At 53.9% G+C, this 18000-nt stretch carries 17 protein-coding genes and 1 pseudogene; 11 read left to right on the top strand and 7 right to left on the bottom strand.

Annotation, left to right across the window (positions count from 1 at the left end; translation table 11 throughout):
• Nucleotides 1-117: 117 nt before the first annotated feature.
• Nucleotides 118-1007: pseudogene (locus JD108_RS22865) on the bottom strand (response regulator); the annotation flags it as partial.
• Nucleotides 1008-1833: 826 nt separating this feature from the next.
• The gene (locus tag JD108_RS22720; protein ID WP_323958383.1) at nucleotides 1834-2247 is read right to left on the bottom strand and encodes a hypothetical protein; all 414 of its coding nucleotides are present in this window, start codon (nucleotides 2245-2247) and stop codon (nucleotides 1834-1836) included.
• A 246-nt stretch (nucleotides 2248-2493) separates the two neighbouring features.
• Here JD108_RS22720 and JD108_RS18360 point away from each other — a divergent pair, with 246 nt between their 5' ends.
• Nucleotides 2494-3285, top strand: a complete 792-nt coding sequence (locus tag JD108_RS18360) for a dioxygenase family protein (protein ID WP_198827404.1) — start codon at nucleotides 2494-2496, stop codon at nucleotides 3283-3285.
• Nucleotides 3286-3376: 91 nt separating this feature from the next.
• Entirely contained in the window at nucleotides 3377-3832 is a 456-nt protein-coding gene (locus JD108_RS18355) for a carboxymuconolactone decarboxylase family protein (protein ID WP_198827403.1), read from the top strand.
• Between the two features lie 113 nt (nucleotides 3833-3945).
• Here the strand turns inward: JD108_RS18355 and JD108_RS18350 are convergent, their stop codons facing one another.
• Both JD108_RS18350 and JD108_RS18345 read right to left on the bottom strand, forming a co-directional pair.
• Nucleotides 3946-4494 carry a pyridoxamine 5'-phosphate oxidase family protein gene (locus JD108_RS18350; RefSeq protein ID WP_198827402.1) on the bottom strand — a complete coding sequence of 183 codons (549 nt, stop codon included), beginning with the start codon at nucleotides 4492-4494 and terminating at the stop codon, nucleotides 3946-3948.
• Between the two features lie 227 nt (nucleotides 4495-4721).
• Nucleotides 4722-5723, bottom strand: a complete 1002-nt coding sequence (locus JD108_RS18345) for a metal-dependent hydrolase (protein ID WP_198827401.1) — start codon at nucleotides 5721-5723, stop codon at nucleotides 4722-4724.
• A gap of 186 nt (nucleotides 5724-5909) precedes the next feature.
• Here JD108_RS18345 and JD108_RS18340 point away from each other — a divergent pair, with 186 nt between their 5' ends.
• Together JD108_RS18340 and mutY are read left to right on the top strand one after the other, a co-directional pair.
• Nucleotides 5910-6200 (top strand): hypothetical protein, encoded by a 291-nt coding sequence (locus tag JD108_RS18340; RefSeq protein ID WP_198827400.1) that lies wholly within the window; start codon nucleotides 5910-5912, stop codon nucleotides 6198-6200.
• 24 nt (nucleotides 6201-6224) lie between these two features.
• Nucleotides 6225-7337, top strand: a complete 1113-nt coding sequence (mutY, locus tag JD108_RS18335; protein ID WP_198827399.1) for an A/G-specific adenine glycosylase — start codon at nucleotides 6225-6227, stop codon at nucleotides 7335-7337.
• 46 nt (nucleotides 7338-7383) lie between these two features.
• Here mutY and JD108_RS18330 read toward each other — a convergent pair whose 3' ends face one another.
• Together JD108_RS18330 and JD108_RS18325 are read right to left on the bottom strand one after the other, a co-directional pair.
• Nucleotides 7384-7542, bottom strand: a complete 159-nt coding sequence (locus tag JD108_RS18330) for a YrzI family small protein (protein WP_198827398.1) — start codon at nucleotides 7540-7542, stop codon at nucleotides 7384-7386.
• A 138-nt stretch (nucleotides 7543-7680) separates the two neighbouring features.
• Entirely contained in the window at nucleotides 7681-7836 is a 156-nt protein-coding gene (locus tag JD108_RS18325) for a hypothetical protein (protein WP_198827397.1), read from the bottom strand.
• A 543-nt stretch (nucleotides 7837-8379) separates the two neighbouring features.
• Here JD108_RS18325 and JD108_RS18320 point away from each other — a divergent pair.
• The 3 genes from JD108_RS18320 (at nucleotide 8380) to JD108_RS18310 (ending at nucleotide 13395) form a co-directional block, all read left to right on the top strand.
• A complete protein-coding gene (locus JD108_RS18320; RefSeq protein ID WP_198826839.1) occupies nucleotides 8380-9534 on the top strand; it encodes an IS4 family transposase in 1155 nt (384 codons plus the stop codon).
• Between the two features lie 297 nt (nucleotides 9535-9831).
• Nucleotides 9832-11184 carry an ISLre2 family transposase gene (locus tag JD108_RS18315; RefSeq protein ID WP_198826639.1) on the top strand — a complete coding sequence of 451 codons (1353 nt, stop codon included), beginning with the start codon at nucleotides 9832-9834 and terminating at the stop codon, nucleotides 11182-11184.
• A gap of 243 nt (nucleotides 11185-11427) precedes the next feature.
• Nucleotides 11428-13395: a methyl-accepting chemotaxis protein gene (locus tag JD108_RS18310; protein WP_198827396.1), complete on the top strand. Its 1968-nt coding sequence runs from the start codon at nucleotides 11428-11430 to the stop codon at nucleotides 13393-13395.
• A gap of 298 nt (nucleotides 13396-13693) precedes the next feature.
• Here JD108_RS18310 and JD108_RS18305 read toward each other — a convergent pair whose 3' ends face one another.
• The gene (locus tag JD108_RS18305) at nucleotides 13694-13918 is read right to left on the bottom strand and encodes a hypothetical protein (protein WP_198827395.1); all 225 of its coding nucleotides are present in this window, start codon (nucleotides 13916-13918) and stop codon (nucleotides 13694-13696) included.
• Nucleotides 13919-14126: 208 nt separating this feature from the next.
• On the opposite strand from JD108_RS18305, the gene fabL reads away from it, so the two are divergent.
• The 4 genes from fabL (at nucleotide 14127) to JD108_RS18285 (ending at nucleotide 17987) form a co-directional block, all read left to right on the top strand.
• Complete coding sequence (fabL, locus tag JD108_RS18300; RefSeq protein WP_198827394.1) at nucleotides 14127-14885, top strand: enoyl-[acyl-carrier-protein] reductase FabL; 759 nt, start codon at nucleotides 14127-14129, stop codon at nucleotides 14883-14885.
• Nucleotides 14886-15073: 188 nt separating this feature from the next.
• The gene (locus tag JD108_RS18295) at nucleotides 15074-15487 is read left to right on the top strand and encodes a GNAT family N-acetyltransferase (RefSeq protein ID WP_198827393.1); all 414 of its coding nucleotides are present in this window, start codon (nucleotides 15074-15076) and stop codon (nucleotides 15485-15487) included.
• A 47-nt stretch (nucleotides 15488-15534) separates the two neighbouring features.
• A complete protein-coding gene (locus JD108_RS18290) occupies nucleotides 15535-16071 on the top strand; it encodes a DUF402 domain-containing protein (RefSeq protein ID WP_198827392.1) in 537 nt (178 codons plus the stop codon).
• A 131-nt stretch (nucleotides 16072-16202) separates the two neighbouring features.
• Nucleotides 16203-17987 (top strand): ABC transporter ATP-binding protein, encoded by a 1785-nt coding sequence (locus JD108_RS18285; protein WP_198827391.1) that lies wholly within the window; start codon nucleotides 16203-16205, stop codon nucleotides 17985-17987.
• Nucleotides 17988-18000: the final 13 nt, after the last annotated feature.

Raw genomic sequence — 18000 nt, 5'->3', positions numbered from 1 at the left:
AGCTGCATGCGCAAAACAAAAAGCATGTCGGGAAAACCCGGCATGCTTTTTTTGTTGCCTATGGTTCGACGACTGACATGCAGCACCGCGGCGTGCTCCGGGAGCGTCGCATCTTCTTCAATCCATCTTGCCGAGCGATGCACGCTTTTGCACAGCGACGGGAATGCGAAAAGAGACGATGGTCCCTTCGCCCGGCTGGCTGTAGATGGATAAACCTTTTCCGTACATTTGCGTGAGCCGCCGGTTCGTATTGGGCACCCCGATGCCGCTCCTGTCCTTCACTGACAAATCTAGCAGGGCGTGCACCTTCTTTTCCTCCATCCCGATGCCGTTATCTCTCACCTCGATCAGCGGCTGGATCGTCAGCGGAGGCAGAGTCAGGTCGATCTGCGGATCCACCTTCCAGACGACAGTCAATCTTTCTCCGAAGCGCTCTTTTTCGATAAACAGATAGGCTTCAACAAGCGCCAGCTCATGGGACAGCGACACGAGCTCCTCTGCATTGAGGAAGTCAAAACTGATCCGCAGGTAGGAGGCAAACGCATCTGCCAGCTGTTTCATCTTTTCCGTGTCAATGTCGCCCAATGCGATAATCGCGTTTAACGTATTGAACAGGAAATGGGGATGGATTTGCGCTTGCAGATAGGCGGCCTCCATGCGCAACCTCTCGTGCACCGATTGCTTTAATGTTGTGAGAGACCAGATGCGCGACTTCAATTCCAGGGCGTCCACCGGCTTCGCCACGTAGTCGTTGGCACCCGCCATGAACCGGCATAAATATCTGCCGGCTGGTTGCGGGCCGTCAGCAGCAGGACAGGCAGCTCCGAAATCGCGAAACGCGTCCGTACCCTCCGTGTCAGCTCGTACCCGGACATTTGCGGCATCATGACGTCCGTGATGAGCAAATCCCAGCGCTCTGTATTGAGCAGCTCCAGCGCTTCCTTGGCTGAAGTGGTCGATCTCACGTAGTAGGGCTCCGAGGAGAGTATGCTCTGGAGCACCTTCAGGAATCGATTTGTTGCTGATGATCAGTTGAAGCATGTTAAAGACCCCGGAGGCGACTGACTGTATCAGCAAAGGCTCCTTGTGAAGCAGAATCAGATTGTTCTGAAGCCGAACCACATCGAGCAAATCGTTAAGCAGATGGGACATTTGGCGGCTGATCGTCACGAGCAGCTCCAAATCCTGATGGCTTTTTTCATCCATGGTCTGCTTCTCTTTGAACGCGACGGTATAGAAAATCAACGATGGCGTCGCACACAGAAGAAACACCGTGTACAGGCCGAGTGCGCCGATGTAGACCTTGATGACTTTTTCACCCGCGGCGCTTCCCGATAGTGAACGGGCCATGAGCAGCAGGAAGAAAGCAAAATACAGATAAGAGAGTATTTTTATTTTTAAAGCCCAGGCATAACCCAACGGCAGCCAAATCAACAACAAGGACTCATGATCCGATATGATCGTCAGTTCGGCTGACAAGAGCAGAAATAAGAACAGGAGGAAAACCTTTTGCCGCGGATTGAACAAGAACATCATGAAGGCGTACAGCCCGTGAAGGAGCAAGATGAGAAAGGTCGAGAGCTGAAAGCTGATCGAGTACCAGCGTTCACTGTCGATGGCCGCCTGTGAGCCAAACCGAATGGATTTGATGATGCCGCCTTTGAATGGGTGGTCGAAGTTCGCCACGCGCACAAGCAATTCGATTTCCTTTGCATCTTTCAAGGTGTGCGATTCCGTGTAAGAGACGGATCTGGGCTGATATTCCTCGGCACGCTCGGCAAGATCGCCGAAAGAAACCGAAGGATCGCCATTGATCTCTACAAAGGAAGAGGCTTAGATCTGCTGAAACCAGAAGGTGTAGGGCTGCTCCAACGGCTGATCAACGAGAATGCGTATGCGATACGTCCCATAGCCGTATGAGGAGCTCGCTTCCTCCGAAAATCCGTCGCTCCAATCGCCGGGAACCTGGACATAGCGAGGCTGTACATCTTCGGGAGACGGCTTGTCCTGGCGGGAGAGAAAAGCATGGGGATAAAACTCCCATTCCCCATTCAGCGGAATCGAAGGAGAGCGCTCGAAATCCCAGCCCCGCAAATCAATTACGCCTCGCGTGACGGGCGGATGTTCAGGAGTCGAAAATGTTGTCTGCCACATCGAGCGAATCCCCAAGAGAATGGATAGCAGCAAGAGAAAAATCGTGACTTCTTTTAGCAGAGAGAACTTCCCCGTCAGCATTCTTGTCGGCAAGTGCATATACCCCTTTATTGGATATCATAAAACGAAGACGCTCCGCGCCCTCTGGCGCAGGAACGGTCGGCACGGAAAAATATCAGGTGCGATGGATCACATTAGTATAGGGTTATACACCTTCCATTTCTAGGCTCAGAATCACCGCAACGGGCAAAAAGGGAAAGGAAGGACTGGCGCAATCGGCAAAGTCGAGGTATAATACTTACAAAAAGTAACCTAATGTACAAAAGGAAGGTGTCCATCATGACCATGCCATCCCTTTTTCTCGCTCACGGCGCACCATTGCTGGCGATTGAGAAAAATGAGTATACCGAAGCGCTGCGGCAATTGGCGGAAGAATTGCCGCGTCCCAAAGCCATCCTGATTTTTTCCGCTCACTGGGAAAGCCGCACGCAGGCGGTCGGCACGACGGAAAGTCACGCTACCATTCATGATTTCGGCGGCTTTCCGCGCGAACTGTACGAGATCCAGTATCCGGCCAAAGGCGACCCGAAGCTGGCGGAAGAGGTCATGGGGCTGCTGGAGGCGGCAGGAATAGAGGCTCAGGCGGATCCGGTACGCGGTCTCGATCACGGGGCTTGGGTCGTCCTGCGGCAGATGTATCCCGCGGCCGATATCCCGGTGGTATCGCTCTCCGTCAATCCCTCGCTGATGCCTGCCGAGCAGTACGCGATCGGAGCAGCCCTGCAATCGCTGCGGGACCAAGACATCCTGATCATCGGCAGCGGCGGGACCGTGCATAATTTTGCTTACATCAACATGCGCTCGAATGAAAATGCGGGGGACGCCTGGGCCGTGCAATTTGAAGAGTGGATCCGGGAAAAGGCGGAGGCCTGGGACATGGATGCGCTGTTCCGCTATGAGACGGAGGCTCCATACGTCCGCCAAGCGGTGCCTGTGCACGGAAACGAGCATTTCGTCCCGCTCTTTTACGCCATGGGCGCGGCCGATGCGGCGAAAACGGCCAGCCGGAAGCATATCAGCTTTCGCTATGGCAGTCTGAGTCATGTCATCTGGGAGTTTGGCAAAAACTGATTTTTTTCCGGCGATTTCTTGTCACAACTCATTAGGGGCACTCGTTATAGGAATGAACAAAAAACATTCTGAAACGAGAGGATCGATGCAGATGAAACGGAGATTGGTGCATCACCAGGCAAACCCCCAAGCATTTCAGGCCATGCTGCAGCTGGAAAAGTTCGTGCGCACAAGCGGGCTGGACGACAGGCTTTTGGAGCTGATAAAAATCAGAGCGTCCCAGTTGAATGGCTGCGCCTATTGCCTCGACATGCACACCCGGGAGGCGAGGGAAAAAGGGGAGAGCGAACAGCGCCTCTACCTGCTCAATGCCTGGAGAGAGGCGGCGATGTATACTGATGCCGAGCGGGCTGCGCTGGCGCTGGCCGAAGCGGTGACCCTGATCGCCAAGGAAGGTGTGCCTGAGGCGGTTTTCGAAGAGGTGCGCAAGCATTTTAGCGAGGCAGAGATCGTCTCCTTGCTTATGGCGATCAATACGATCAATGCCTGGAACCGTCTGGCGATTGCCACCGGGATGAGCGCCCCGGCCGACCTGCCGGCCCGGTAATCCAGCTGGCCGGCTCATCCCTGATTAACCCGCACCGAGAGTATCTGCCCATACGAAAAAGACAGGTGTGCCCCATATCGGGCAGAACCTGTCTTTTTTTTGTGAGGCTGAGTTTATCCGATGTCCATGTGCAGAGTCCGCCCGGGATAGAAGCTGTGCGTTTCCGACGGAGGATTTCCCTTTGCCGTGATAGATTCGGGCTTGATGCGAAAAACGGCAGCGGCGCTGCCCATGGAGGAGCGGTATTTGATCACATGCTGCAGGGAGAGCGGCTCCGGATAATAGCCCGGCACGTACTTGTCCAGCATGGCTTGCAGCGCATCCCGCATCTCTTCGGGCTGCTCCACCCGCTCGACGGTGCCGAACACCATCGCGCTCATGTAGGCCGTATCGGTCATGGCGGGCACCGGATCGGCGATCGTGCCGTACTCGTCGGTCACGCAGAAGCAGACGCGGTTGTTTTGGCCGATCAGGTCGACCTTTCGGCCCGAGTCGGCGCCGTGAAAATAGAGACAGCCGTTCAGCCAGCTGAAATTAAGCGGAACCACGTAGGGCTCGCTCCCGTCAGAGAGGCCGAGGTGGCCGACTCTGGCATGTTTGAGAAACGCGTCGATTTGCGCTTCGTCCGTGATGGTGCGCTTGGAATAGCGGATCGGAAACAAGGGAATTCCTCCGTTCGTGTCATATCGGTCTTGCTCATCGTTGGACTTATCTTAGGGTGTTTTTGACCTGTCGGAAAGGGTCAAATTCTGATTTTTTGAGCAGGTCAAAACTGGTCCGCAGCGTCGAAACGGTCCGATACAGTCCGATACAGTCCGATACAGTCCGATACGACAAAAAAGACGCCTGCTCGACAGCAAGCGCCTCTTCTTTTCCGATTCCGTTCAAATCAGGACATTTGAATTTCTTTTTCGGGGTCCAGCTTTTTCGCCAGCTGCTCTTCTCCCCGGTGAATCCAGCCCACAAACGAGTCGCGGATATTCCGCTCTTTATCCAGATAGACGACCGCGACAAACATGTAGTGGCTTTTCCCCGGAAAGCGGGCCCGATAGCGCAAGTCAAACCATCTGACTTCGTAGCCGAACGGCTGTTCCTTGGCTTCGACGTGCGCATACCGCGTAAAGGAGAGGAAGGATTGCACCTTGTGGTCGGCTTTGGCCGCGGCGATCAGGTCGTTTTCCGGCTTGATCGAAAAGACATCCAGGATGCTTACCTCGCCGCCGTGTACTTCGCCGACGTACCAGTGCTGATCCGTCTTTACCACAAAGGTCCACAGGTTCCAGGAAAGCGTGGGAACCACGGTGTAGGTGCCGTCTTTGCTGACGGAGCGGCGCACCGTTTCGACGGTCTTTTTATGCGCCTGCCAGCGCCAGAAATAGTACGGAATTAAAGAGAGATAGACCCACATGAAGACCTGGCCGGGGTCCGCGCCTGCCCCCCACAGCATCAGACCGACGAGATGGGCGGCAAAAATAAACGGGTCGAAAATGAAGATCACATTCCAGGAAATCCACGTGTCGCGAAAGGGGTAAAAGCCCTTTGTGCCATAGGCGTTGAAGAGGTCGACGAAGACATGCAAACAGACGGCTGCAAAAATCCAGCCGAGCAGATGCAGCCAGTGCACCTGCGGGGAGATCGCCTGCACGAACGCAAAGATAGCGGCCGTCCAGACGGCCAGGGCCGGAATCGAGTGGGAGACCCCGCGATGGTTCCGGATGTAGGTGGCGCTTCCGCGAAAGCGGGTAAATCCGTCCAGATCAGGTGCTTGCGAACCGATTACGGTTCCGACCATGACGGCTTCGGCTAATCCTGGTGTAGAGGCCACAACCGGGTCGAGATGGGCGAGCCCTGCTAACCCGAAGCCCATAGCAAAGTGTGTCGCTGTATCCATAAGGCGCGCATGCTCCCCCTTTTCAATCGCAAATCCGCGGTCATATCCAAACCTGACGGCAGGTTTTCTTATCAGTTATTATAGCGTGTTAGGCGGGAGAATTCCCGCTTCTGGGGAAAAAAAGTATCCTTGTCCCCAAAGAAATAGGCGGGTATGATGAAAGAGACTTGAGAGGAGAGAGAATCGATGATCACCGTTTTTATCGAATACAAAACTGTCGAATCCAAGCGTGACGAGCATCGCCGTCTGCTCGCCGAAATGCCGGCGAGGCTGGAGCGGCTGGGAGCCAAGGAATACCGCAGCTGGGAAGGCTGGGATCAACCCGGTTTGTTCGTCGAGGCCTTTCATGTAGCAACGATTGACCAGTACGAAACCATAAAAGCCTGGCGGCTGGCTGACCGTGAATTTTGCGCGTGTATCGCGGGCGGTGCTGAAAAACTGCATGTGTGGGCGTTTCAGCCGGTTGAGCTGGCGTAAAAGAAAGGGAATGTTCACAAGCGTATGGCCAGAGGGAAACGAATAGAACTGACGTATACATTGCCGGAGGAGTTTCATGTCTTTGGATTCTCCCGCGATCTGCTCAGCTGGTACGACGGACAAAAAAGGGATCTCCCCTGGCGGATCAACCGCGACCCGTACCGGATCTGGGTATCGGAAATCATGCTGCAGCAAACCCGGGTGGAGACCGTCAAGCCCTACTACCTAGCCTTCATGGAGAAATTCCCGACGGTAGAGGCGCTGGCCGATGCCCCCGAGGATGAGGTGCTGAAGGCGTGGGAGGGGCTCGGGTATTACTCGCGAGCCCGCAACCTGCAAAGCGCTGCCCGGGAGGTAAAGGCCCGCTACGGCGGCGTCGTTCCTGACACGCCCGAGGAGATCGCCAATTTGAAGGGGATCGGTCCCTATACAGCAGGGGCGATCCTCAGCATCGCCTATGAAAAGCCGGAGCCGGCTGTAGACGGGAATGTCATGCGGGTCTTCTCCCGCCTCCTCTACCTGACGGATGACATTGCGAAGCCCGCTACGCGGATCAAGGTGGAGCATCTCGTCAGACAGGTCATCCCTGAAGGGAGAGCCGGAGATTTTAACCAGGCTTTGATGGAGCTGGGCGCACTGGTCTGCGTGCCGCGAACGCCCCAATGCCTGACTTGCCCGGTATTTGACTACTGTCTGGCCCGGCGCGAAGGCGTTCAGGAGGAGCTGCCTGTAAAAGGAAAGGCAAAGCCGCCCCGTCCGGTTAACCTGCAGGTGGCCGTCGTATGGCGGGACGGCCGCGTTTTGATGAACAAAAGGCCAGAGCAAGGGCTCTTGGCTGGCATGTGGGAATTCCCCATGGTGGAGACGAATGCCGACAGCGCCAACCTCAAGCGGGAAGTGCTGCAAGATGGGCTGCGCAGCCGGTTTGGGCTGGACGCGGAGGTGCTGGAGCCGCTGATGGATGTCCAGCATACGTTCTCGCATCTGCACTGGAATCTGGAGGTGTGGCGCTGTGACTGGATCGAAGGGGAGGAGCTGCCGTCTGCTGCGCGGTTTGTGACCCTGGAGGAGATTTCGTCCCTGACCCTTCCGGTGGCTCACCAAAAAATCGCTGAAAAGCTGAAAAGCGACCGATGATGGTCGCTTTTCGTTGTTATCCGGCAGTCAGCACCGCTCTATGCGTTTACCAGCGAACGTATTCAGGGAACATGGCCTGCTGGTTCATGCGCCTTTCTTCCCATTCCTTGATCGCCAGGTCCTGGCGGTAGAGGGCTTCTATTTCCTCTGGAGAACGTTCCCGCTTTTTAATGAGTATGCTGAAAAAAATCATGGGAATATACATTTGTTTACACCCCTCCTGCAGGGTTACTTGTAGTCAGTCAGCCGCCTTCTATCGATTTGACTCCTGTAAATCTCATTTTCTGACGTCCAAATGTGTTAATCATTCTACATCCCTCCTATAGATTGTGTGGGCCATGCATTAGCCGCGAATGGCGAAGTCCGGGTATTGCGCCGCTTGCAGCGCGTGCGCTTCGGCGCGTTCCTGCAGGTAACGCTCACAGGCGTAATCCGCATGACGCTGTTCGTCGTTAAAACGCTCGATTTTCACTGTGAAAAACAGAAAGTTGAAGACCATCTCAAATCACCTCCCTTCAAGGAAAAAAATGGATAAAAAAACCGCGGGCATATGCCTGCGGTCCTTTTGTGAAAAGAAAAGACCACAAGCTGCAACGCCTGCGGTCTGGTATACGACGAGTAGGGTAACGTTAAGAAACGAAGTTCCTACAAAGGTTACAATTCGTTCGTCCAGGAGGCGCTGCCATATGAGATTGTTGCTGCTGCTGGTGTCATATCGAGAACTGCAACTGTTGCCTGAATCATCATGGTAGCCTCCTTCCTAAAAATGGTTCGATAAAAATCGTACTCTTAGAATATGGCAATTATTTCTGCTTGTAAAGTCTTTTTCGTCTAAAAGAGAAAAGAAAATGTATTCTGAAAATTTGAGTTGAGTTAAATTGTTTCACAAAAATTCAATAGCGTTGCATTAAATTCGAACCCTTCTCTGTTATTCTAAATTGTGCTAAAAATGTTAAATTAAAGACGTCCATTGCAAGAAAAAATCTCCATAATTAGGGTAGCAGGTAGTCCTGTCCAAATCCCTAATCATAGGAGATCACGCATGGACAAGGATACACTACTTTCGTCATTTGGTAAATGGGTTGCACCCTTAAATGCAAAAATAATTTCCGACTGGACCACAGAAACCGGCGAAGACAAGTATGTGAAGAAGCTTACCACTCTAGCGTACCTTCTCATCTTCATGGACGCTCAGCTGAATCAGCGCAAGGCTTTGCGGGACATTGTCACCGAAATTGAGAATAACGAAGCCTTCCAGAAAGAACTCGGCATCACCTCCATCAGTATTTCGCAGCTTTCCAGGAAGAACAACAAGCTGTCGCCGGAACTTTTACAGCAGCTATTTGTCGATCTGGTCGCTCAGGTCACTCGCATTCGCACGCCTGCCGCTGGGCGAGTCGGTACGGTTAAACTGCTGGATTCCACGACCATGAGTCTGTGTCTTAGCAAGTACAAGTGGGCAACGTACCGGAAAACGAAAGCCGGCGTGAAACTCCACTTACGCGTGACCTTCTGTGATCCGGATACGGTCTATCCGGAGAAGGCCGTGCTCACTCCGGCCAAGCCGTCAGATCGCACCCAAATGGATGCGCTCATCGATGAAACCGGCGCTACTTATGTATTTGACCGCGGCTACGTGGACTACGAGAAATACGACCAGTACTGCTGGGATGGAGTCTTCTTCGTTACTCGGTTGAAAGACAATGCTATTGTCGAAGTGATGGATGAATTTCCAACAGCGGAAGGCTCGGTCATGACTCGGGATCGCATGGTGAAGATCGGCAAAGGGGCCAAACAGATGAAGCATGTTCTTCGCCTCATCGAAACCGTCGATTTAAAAGGAAATCCCATCCGAATCATAACGAACCGATTCGATCTGACCGCTGAAGAAATCGGCGACTTGTACCGCAATCGCTGGAAGATTGAAACCTTCTTCCGATGGTTGAAGCAGCATCTGAAGTTGACGCGATTCTACGGTGAAGATGAAAACGCCGTATGGAACCAGATCCTGATTTGCCTGATTAGTTACTGCCTTCTGCTCCTGATGAAACTGGAGCTCTCGACAACTAAGTCGCTGCTTGATCTAAGCCGACTACTAAAATCGAATCTCACCAAGTCGTGGGAAGTTTTTAAAGCGGCTGTATTTCGAAAACCAGCACGCACTTCGAAAGGTCGGCAGAAGGTCGTGAAGAGCTAAGGCAACGCAAAGCAAGAAAAGGTAATCAGCACCTTGAAATCCTAGATATTACCAAATGGACAATGACTGCCTTGCATGCATAGCCCCCTTAACTTTTTAGCCTATACGGCGGCAGGTACGTTTTCAGAAAATTCTATAAATGATAGAAAAGCAATGTTTATGGTATGAGTAAAATGTTCGTGGGCAAACCGAAAAGAAATTTTTGAAGAAAAATCAGTTGGAGGGTATAGAAAAGGGCTTCTCTTCTTGGTAAAGTGTAAAGCGCCAAAACCAAACACACCAAGGAGGAGAAACCCTGTGAGCAAGTTTACCACGGAATTTCCCACAATGAAAGAGCTTGAAACGTTGTTGTTTCGAACGTTGCAGGAACAGTTCGCTGCCGGTATGGCTTATATTTTGGAAGCGTTGGACGAGTATCTGATGCATCAACGGGATCATTCACGCTTTCGGCTGAAGGACCAACGAGAAGTCCAGATCGACACACTCTTTGGTACGGTTCGATTCAAACGGCGATTGTATCAGGATCGCGTGAAGGGTCAACATGTGTATTTGTTGGATCGTATGCTGGCCTTTGACGGGCGGGAGAAGCTAAGCCCGTTTTTGGAAGAGATAGCGATCGAATTTGCTAGCCAAGGCCCCTCGTACCGGGACAGCGCAAAACGCTTGGAAGCGTTACTGGGGTATCGGGTACTGAGCCATGAGGCCATTCGGGACAAACTAATCACGCGGGTTGAACAAGCATCAACCATCGTGTCGAAAGCGACCCGAAGGTCGGTTCGCGTATTGTTTGTGGAAGTGGATGGACTTTACACCTCATTGCAGAGGCAACGCCAGCGGGGAATGGAAAATCGAATGGCGATTGTGCACGAAGGATGGGAACAAGAGGGGGACCGAGTGCGGCTTAGGTCGAAACGCCATTACCTGCATACGACGAAGGGAGAGTTCTGGGAAGGGTTTGGCGACTTTCTGGTTCGTCATTACGACATGGATGAAAACACATGGATCGTAGTCAATGGGGATGGGGCCAATTGGATTGGAGAATGCGAATCCTACTTTCACCGCTGTATTTACACACTGGATCGCTTTCATGTGGCGCGAGAATTGCGCCGATTCCTGGGTCAGTTGCCAGAGACGTGGCAGACGGTAAGGCAGGCGTTGGCGGCCTTTGAAGCGGATATCTTGCTGGCGACAGTAGAGTCCGTACCGGAGGAAAAGATTCTGGAAGAGCACCGGAACGAATGGCGGAAATACGTGGCCTATTTACGGCGGCATCGAAGGCATCTTATCGACTATCGAAAGGTTCTGGGTGAAGCTGGTATCGACACGACGGGCATGCGTCCAATGGGGAGTGCGGAAGCGCAAATGCGGGTGATGGCAAAAAGGACCAAACGAGGCGGCTACAGTTGGAGTGTACGGGGAGTACAAGCGATGTTGCGAGCCATTATGGCACGACAAGAGGGAAGTCGTTTGAGCGGCCAGGCGATAGCGAAGAAGCAAGTGTTACAGCCCAACCCAATGGTCCGAGTGAAGGACTTGCTACGGGAAGTGAAAGAGCAGGCAAAAGGCTATATAAACGGGACGATCCGCCTGTTGCACGGGCCATATCAAAGCAGCCCTACCGGGCTGGCCTTAAAAGCCCTTCGCGGATGAGGCAAAAATCGAGTGGAAGAAAGGAATCATACAAAAATAAAGCGCTTTCAAGAAGAGGAAACCAGAAGTCTTATTTTGGAGACAAAAAAATCCTGCCCACTATGGCTTGACTCACACTGTTTATGCAACGCTATTGACAAAAATTACATTTACAGTTAGAATATATAGCGTGGTAATATTTTTGTTTGTCATTTTTTAGTAATTGTAAAGTTTTTAGAAAAAGATCATGGGGGTAAAGGTGTTTTGAGAAGTGGCAAGGTTTCAGTCAAGACAAAATTAATTTCGACATTCGCGGCAATTTTGCTGATCCCCGCTCTTTTGATCGGGTTTCTCTCCTACCAGAGCGCAAAGGAACAGATTACCCAACAGCTCTTTCGAGCGGGACATGAAAATATTGCCCTGGTGAATGAACTGTTGAGCCAAACCGTACAAGCCCAGGAGCAGTCGATCCGGCATCTGGCGCAAGTGATCGGGGCCGGCCAACTGGAGCCGGACCAAATCGACGGGCTGCGGCATAGCCTAAAGATTTTTGCGCAGGAACATAAAGACGTGGCCGAAATTTACATCGGCACGGAAGCCGGCGTCATGATTATGGGATCGGATGCAAAGCTGCCCGAAGGCTTTGATCCGCGAAAGAGGCCCTGGTATCAGGCTGCGATGGCAACACCGGGAGAGACCATTGTAACCGATCCTTACGTGGATGCCGTTACGGGAAACATCATTATAGGGGTTGCTCGCGCTCTCGCGGACCGAAGCGGGGTGGTCAGCCTCGATATGCAATTGGAAACGCTGGAGGCGGTAGTCAAGCAGGCGAATATTGGAGAAAGCGGTTATATGGCCATCTATGACAAGCATGGCGCTACACTCGTTCATCCGGCCTACGATCCGGGCGAGGAACACGCGGAAGCCTGGATGGAGCAGCTCTACGCGCAAGAGGAGGGCCGCTTTGCTTTGCGCGATGGGGAAAAGCCGGCCCAAGCCGTCTTTGTGACCAACCCGCGCACCGGCTGGAAGGTGATGGGGGTCATGTATGAGGCAGAGGCTGACCAGGTGGCCAGTCCGATCTTTCAAAAAACTTTAGGGGTCATCGCCATTGCGATGGGACTCGGCAGCATCATCGGCTTTGTCATTCTGCGCGGCATGATCCGTCCGCTCCGGCTTCTCACAGAGGCCGCAGAGCGGGTCAGTCAGGGTGACATCACAAAGCGGGTGGAGATCGCTGCGGATGACGAATTCGGCAAGCTGGGAGCGAGCTTCAACCGGATGGCCGAATCGCTCGGCTCCTTGCTGGCGGCGATTCAGCAGTCCGTCGAGCGCTTGGCCGCGGCTGCTGAGGAATTGTCGGCCAGCTCCGATCAGACAAGCATGGCGACGGCGCAGATTGCCTCGACTGTTCAAGAGATCGCTCACGGCACAGATCAGCAGGTCCGATACGTGCAAGAGGGCTCCGATACTTCCGGCCAGCTTGCGGAGCGGATCGAGAGCGTGGCCGCGTACAGCAGTCAGGTAGCCGGCGCCGCCCAAGAGACCGCCCGGCTGGCGGAAGAGGGCGACCAGGCGGTGCAAAAAGCCGTGCGCCAAATCACAGACTCCCATCAGACGGTGGGGGTACTGGCGGAGGTGATCCAGCGGCTGGGCAATCGCTCGCAGGAGATCGGACAAATCGTGGAGCTGATCGGGAATATCGCCAAGCAGACCAATCTGCTTGCGCTGAATGCGGCGATCGAGGCTTCGCGCGCAGGCGAGTCCGGCCGCGGTTTTTCCGTCGTAGCCGATGAGGTGCGCAAGCTCGCGGAACAGTCGGCCGATTCTGCCCTGCAAATCGCCGCGCTCATCTCCGGGATTCAGGAAGAGGCAGAAAAAGCCGCATTGGTGATGCAGCAAAGCCGCCAGGAAGTAGAAGCAGGGATCGATCAGGTATTCGTCGCGGGCCAGACCTTCACCCGCATACGCGGGTCGGTAGGAGCAGTGGCTCAGCAGATGGGGGAAGTATCGGAGGCGACGCAGGAGATGGCAGAGAGAACCCGGCAGTTGACAGCGTCGATACACCGAATCGCGGACATCTCCGTCGAGAATGCAGCCTCGACGCAAAATGTGTCCGCCGCAGCGGAAGAACAATTTGCCTCCATGGAGGAGATCGCGTCTTCGGCGGTCGAGCTGGAAAGACTGGCAGAACAGCTGAGGGAGCAGGTTTCCCGGTTCCGGACCTGAGGTGTGCAGCCTGAGGGGATGAAGAAACAGAAAAAATAAGCCGTTAGAAGCAGATAGGCCGGCCCTTGAGAGTAGCGACATCTCCAAGGGCCGGCCGTTTTTCGATCTTCGATCTGCCCAACCATGGGGAGCCTTTCACGAGATGGCTCCCCCGTCTTTGTTTGGTTTGGTCACATCCGCCAAAACATGAAAATCAAGCCGACCATGGCGGCTACACTAAATGCCACGATGGCAATGATGGTCCCCATTTGTCGGGTTTTGGTCTTCATCGCTTTGCCTCCTTTCTCTCGCGGGCGGCTTAATCGTAAATCGGTTTGGATGAGTGATCCCATCCCCCGCTGTCTCCGCCGACAGGCCCCCTGGACTCCAGCTCCTGTATGATTTTTGCGTGCAGGCTCGTCCCTTCTGCGTTGAGATAAGCAGCCAGCTGCGACATGGAATGGTGGTAGTACATAAGCTCATTCAATTCCCAATCATCCAGAGAAATCATGGTTAATTGGGGCAAGTCGCGACCAATATACATAGAATGAAAGCCTCCTTTCCGACCAACATCTCTTTTGGGGTTAGTATGTCTGACCATCTGCCTTCCCATCCCATCGTCTCATGGATCGGCTAGGCATCCGGTCCTGTCTGGCGATCCTGTCTGGAATTTGCCCGAGCAGCGCGTTATAATGAGAGATGGAATATTTAGTACCTGCTATTAATAGCAGGTGTATGGGAGGGCTACCTTTATGTGTACAACCAAAAAAGTGGCACTGGTCACCGGCGGCACGCGCGGAATCGGCAAGGCCATTGCACATCAACTGGCCGAACAGGGCTACGATTTGGTATTGAACTATCTGCGGAACCGCAGCGCGGCCCGCGAGGCAGCGGCCGAGCTGGAGGAAAAAGGTGCCCGCGTACATCTGGTGAAAGCCAATGTGGGAGACGTGGAAAAGATCAAGGAGCTGTTTGCGGAGATTGACCGCGAGTTTGGCCGCCTTGATGTATTCGTCAACAATGCCGCATCCGGCGTGCTTCGCCCGCTGATGGAGCTGGAGGAAAGCCATTGGGATTGGACGATGGATATTAACAGCAAGGCGCTGCTGTTCTCCGCGCAGGAAGCAGCCAAATTGATGATCAAAACAGGCCAAGGCGGAAAAATCGTCAGCCTCTCCAGCCTGGGCTCCATCCGCGTACTCGACAACTACACGACGGTCGGGGTGTCCAAAGCAGCTGTCGAAGCGCTCACCCGTTACCTGGCTGTCGAGCTCGCGCCGCACAACATCGTCGTCAATGCCGTCTCCGGCGGAGCCGTGGATACCGATGCCCTGCGCCATTTCCCCAACCGGGAAGAACTCCTCTCCGATTCGGCAGCGCGCACGCCTGCAGGCCGGATTGTGGAACCGGAAGACCTGGCAAATGCTGTCATGTTCCTGCTCTCCGACAAGGCCTGGATGATCCGCGGTCAGACCCTGATCGTCGACGGAGGCATTTCTCTTCTTACGTAAACCCCTCAGGAAAATTTTTTTCGGAAATTTTTTCTGCCATGCCGCCAGATACTATTTACATCACCTCTACCGCCGCAAAGAGGGGACGGATGCGATGATCGCTCCCCCCTCTTTCGCATCTTCATACGCAGACAAACTTGTCCTTTTTGGTGTACAATAGAAAAAGAAGGCATCGAAGGAGGCAACGTATGTTGATTCGTCCGTTTCGGCTCGGTGACTATTCGGCGATTACGCGCATCTGGCAGGAAACTGGCCTGGATGGGCAGGAGGCAGAATCGCTCAATGATCTGGCCAAGCAGCTGGCATGGGACAGCGATTTGGTCATGGTGGCAGAGCAGGAGGGCAGAGTAGTCGGTGTCGTGGTCGGTACGATCGACGGGACACGGGCCTATTTCTACCGGCTTGCTGTTCTTCCCGAATTGCAGGGTACAGGCATAGGCCGCATGCTGGTGGAGTCGCTGGAGAAGCGCTTCAAGCAAAGAGGCGTCAATCGGGTCCTGATCATGGTGAATCAGGACAATCCCGAAGTTCTCCCGTTTTACCGCGCACTTGGCTATGAGATGCAAAAATATGTTACACTTTCCAAAAAACTCTCTTCCTAAGGGAGGCTGTCCCCAATCAAACAGAGAAGAGAAGAAAGGGGAGGGTCATGTCGCCAGCTCCAGGCTCAATCATACGCATAGAAAGCTATAAACACGACCACTCCCTGCATCGTATCTGGGACAAGACGACCCTGATCCATACCAGCGATGCAGTAGTGATTGGCGGCAACGATCGAGTAAAGGTGACAGAGTCTGACGGCCGGGAGTGGCGGACACGTGAGCCGGCAATCTGCACGTTTGGTCGCGGACAGTGGTTCAATACCATCGCGATGATTCGGGACGATGGGATTTACTACTATTGCAACATCGGTTCCCCCTTCAGCCTCAAGGGGAATCTCTTGAGCTACATTGACTATGACTTGGATGTCAAAGTGTTTCCCGATATGACGTACACGATTCTCGATGAAGAGGAGTTTCTCTTGCACGGCAAGCAGATGAACTATCCTCCCGTTGTGGTGGAGCGGGTACAGCATGCGTTGCGGGAAGTGCTGGATTGGGTGCGCGCCAGAAGAGGCCCTTTTCAAAACGGATTTGTCCAACGCTGGTACGAGCGCTACCTGTCTGTGCGTGTGGACGAGGAGTAATCCCTTTCCCGGTAAAACGGGGGAGGGATTTCCTTGTTTGACCGGCATTGTCCGGTTGCATATGCACGGGCTGCACAAAAAGAATGACGCGCCATTCGATGATGGATTCAAGGAAAGGGGTGTGGTCAGGCATGAGCATCCGTCGCTACATGAAGTTTGTGAGACCCTATGTAAAGCAAATCGTGGGCACCATTTTTATCGGCATTATCAAATTTTCCATTCCGCTCCTCTTGCCTCTGATCATCAAGTACGTAATCGATGACCTTTTGCCCAGCCCGATTCCGCGGGAAGAAAAGCTGACGGAGCTGTTTTGGCTGATGGCAGGGGCGTTCCTCGTATTTACTGTGGTCCGCGCTCCTGTGGAATACTATCGGCAGTATTTTGCCCAGTGGGTTTCCAGCCGGATCCTGTTTGACATCCGCAACCAACTGTTCGATCATCTGCAGCGGCTGTCGATGCGGTACTACAACAACCACAAGACAGGGGAAGTCATTTCGCGGGTGATCAACGACGTGGAATCGACGAAAAGCTTCATCGATACGGGGCTGATGAATCTCTGGCTGGATCTGATCACCATCGGCATGACCCTGGCGGTGATGCTCTACATGGATGTGAAGCTCACGATCGCCGCGATCCTGGTGTTTCCGCTGTACGGCTTTTCCGTCAAGTATTTCTACAAAAGACTGCGTCAGCTGACCCGGGAGCGGTCGGCCGCACTGGCCAAGCTGCAGGGGCATCTCCATGAGCGAGTAGGAGGCATCTCGATGATCCGCAGCTTTGCCCTGGAGGAGCATGAGAACAAGGTATTCGCCAAAGAGAACAACCATTTTCTCAAAAAGGCGCTGGCTTTGACGCGCTGGAATGCCAATACATTTGCCGTCGTCAACACGGTTACCGATATCGCCCCCCTGCTGGTGATCTCCTATGCGGGCTATCAAGTGATCCACGAAACGCTGACGATCGGGACACTGGTGGCCTTCTACGCTTATCTCGACCGCCTGTATACGCCGCTGCGCCGCCTCGTCAACTCTTCGACGACGCTGACGCAGGCCGTCGCCTCGATGGATCGGATGTTTGAGTTTATCGACGAGACGTACGATATTACCGACAAGCCGAATGCCGGCGTGCTGCCAATCGACCCTGAGACCGGACGAGTCCGCGGCGAGGTCCGCTTTGAAAACGTCTCCTTCCGCTATCGGGAAGAAGGGCCGCTCGTCCTAGAAAATGTCAATCTGACCATCCAGCCCGGCGAGACCGTCGCGATCGTCGGCATGTCCGGAGGCGGGAAGTCCTCGCTGATCAGCCTCTTGCCGCGTTTCTGGGACGTGACGGAAGGGCGCATCACCATCGACGGGATCGATGTCCGCGATCTCCAGCAGAAGAATCTGCGCAGCCATATCGGCATGGTGCTGCAGGACAACATCCTGTTCAGCGAATCGGCCCGGGTCAACATCCTGATGGGCAACCCGGAGGCGAGCGATGAAGCTGTGATCGAAGCGGCCAAGGCTGCCAATGCCCATGACTTCATCATGGAGCTGCCGGAGGGCTACGACACAGAGCTGGGCGAGCGGGGAGTGAAGCTCTCTGGCGGGCAGAAGCAGCGGATCGCGATTGCGCGGGTCTTCTTGCGGGACCCGGGCATTCTGATACTGGATGAGGCGACCTCTGCTCTGGACCTGGAGTCGGAGCACATGATTCAGGAGTCGCTGGCCCGGCTGGCGAAAGGGAGAACTACGATCATTGTGGCGCATCGCCTGTCGACGATCACGCATGCGGATAAAATTGTCGTGATGAAAGACGGGCAGATCGCAGAGATGGGAAGCCATGAAGAACTGCTGGGGAAAAAGGGCGTCTACCACCACCTGTGGAACGTCCAGGACTTAGGCACTGCAAACGAGCAAGAGCCGGTCTCATAACAAGGAGGGAGAT

Source organism: Brevibacillus composti, assembly GCF_016406105.1.
GTDB lineage: Bacteria > Bacillota > Bacilli > Brevibacillales > Brevibacillaceae > Brevibacillus > Brevibacillus composti.
The sequence above is the reverse complement of the archived record's forward strand: the minus strand, read 5'-3'. Positions and strand labels throughout refer to the sequence as shown.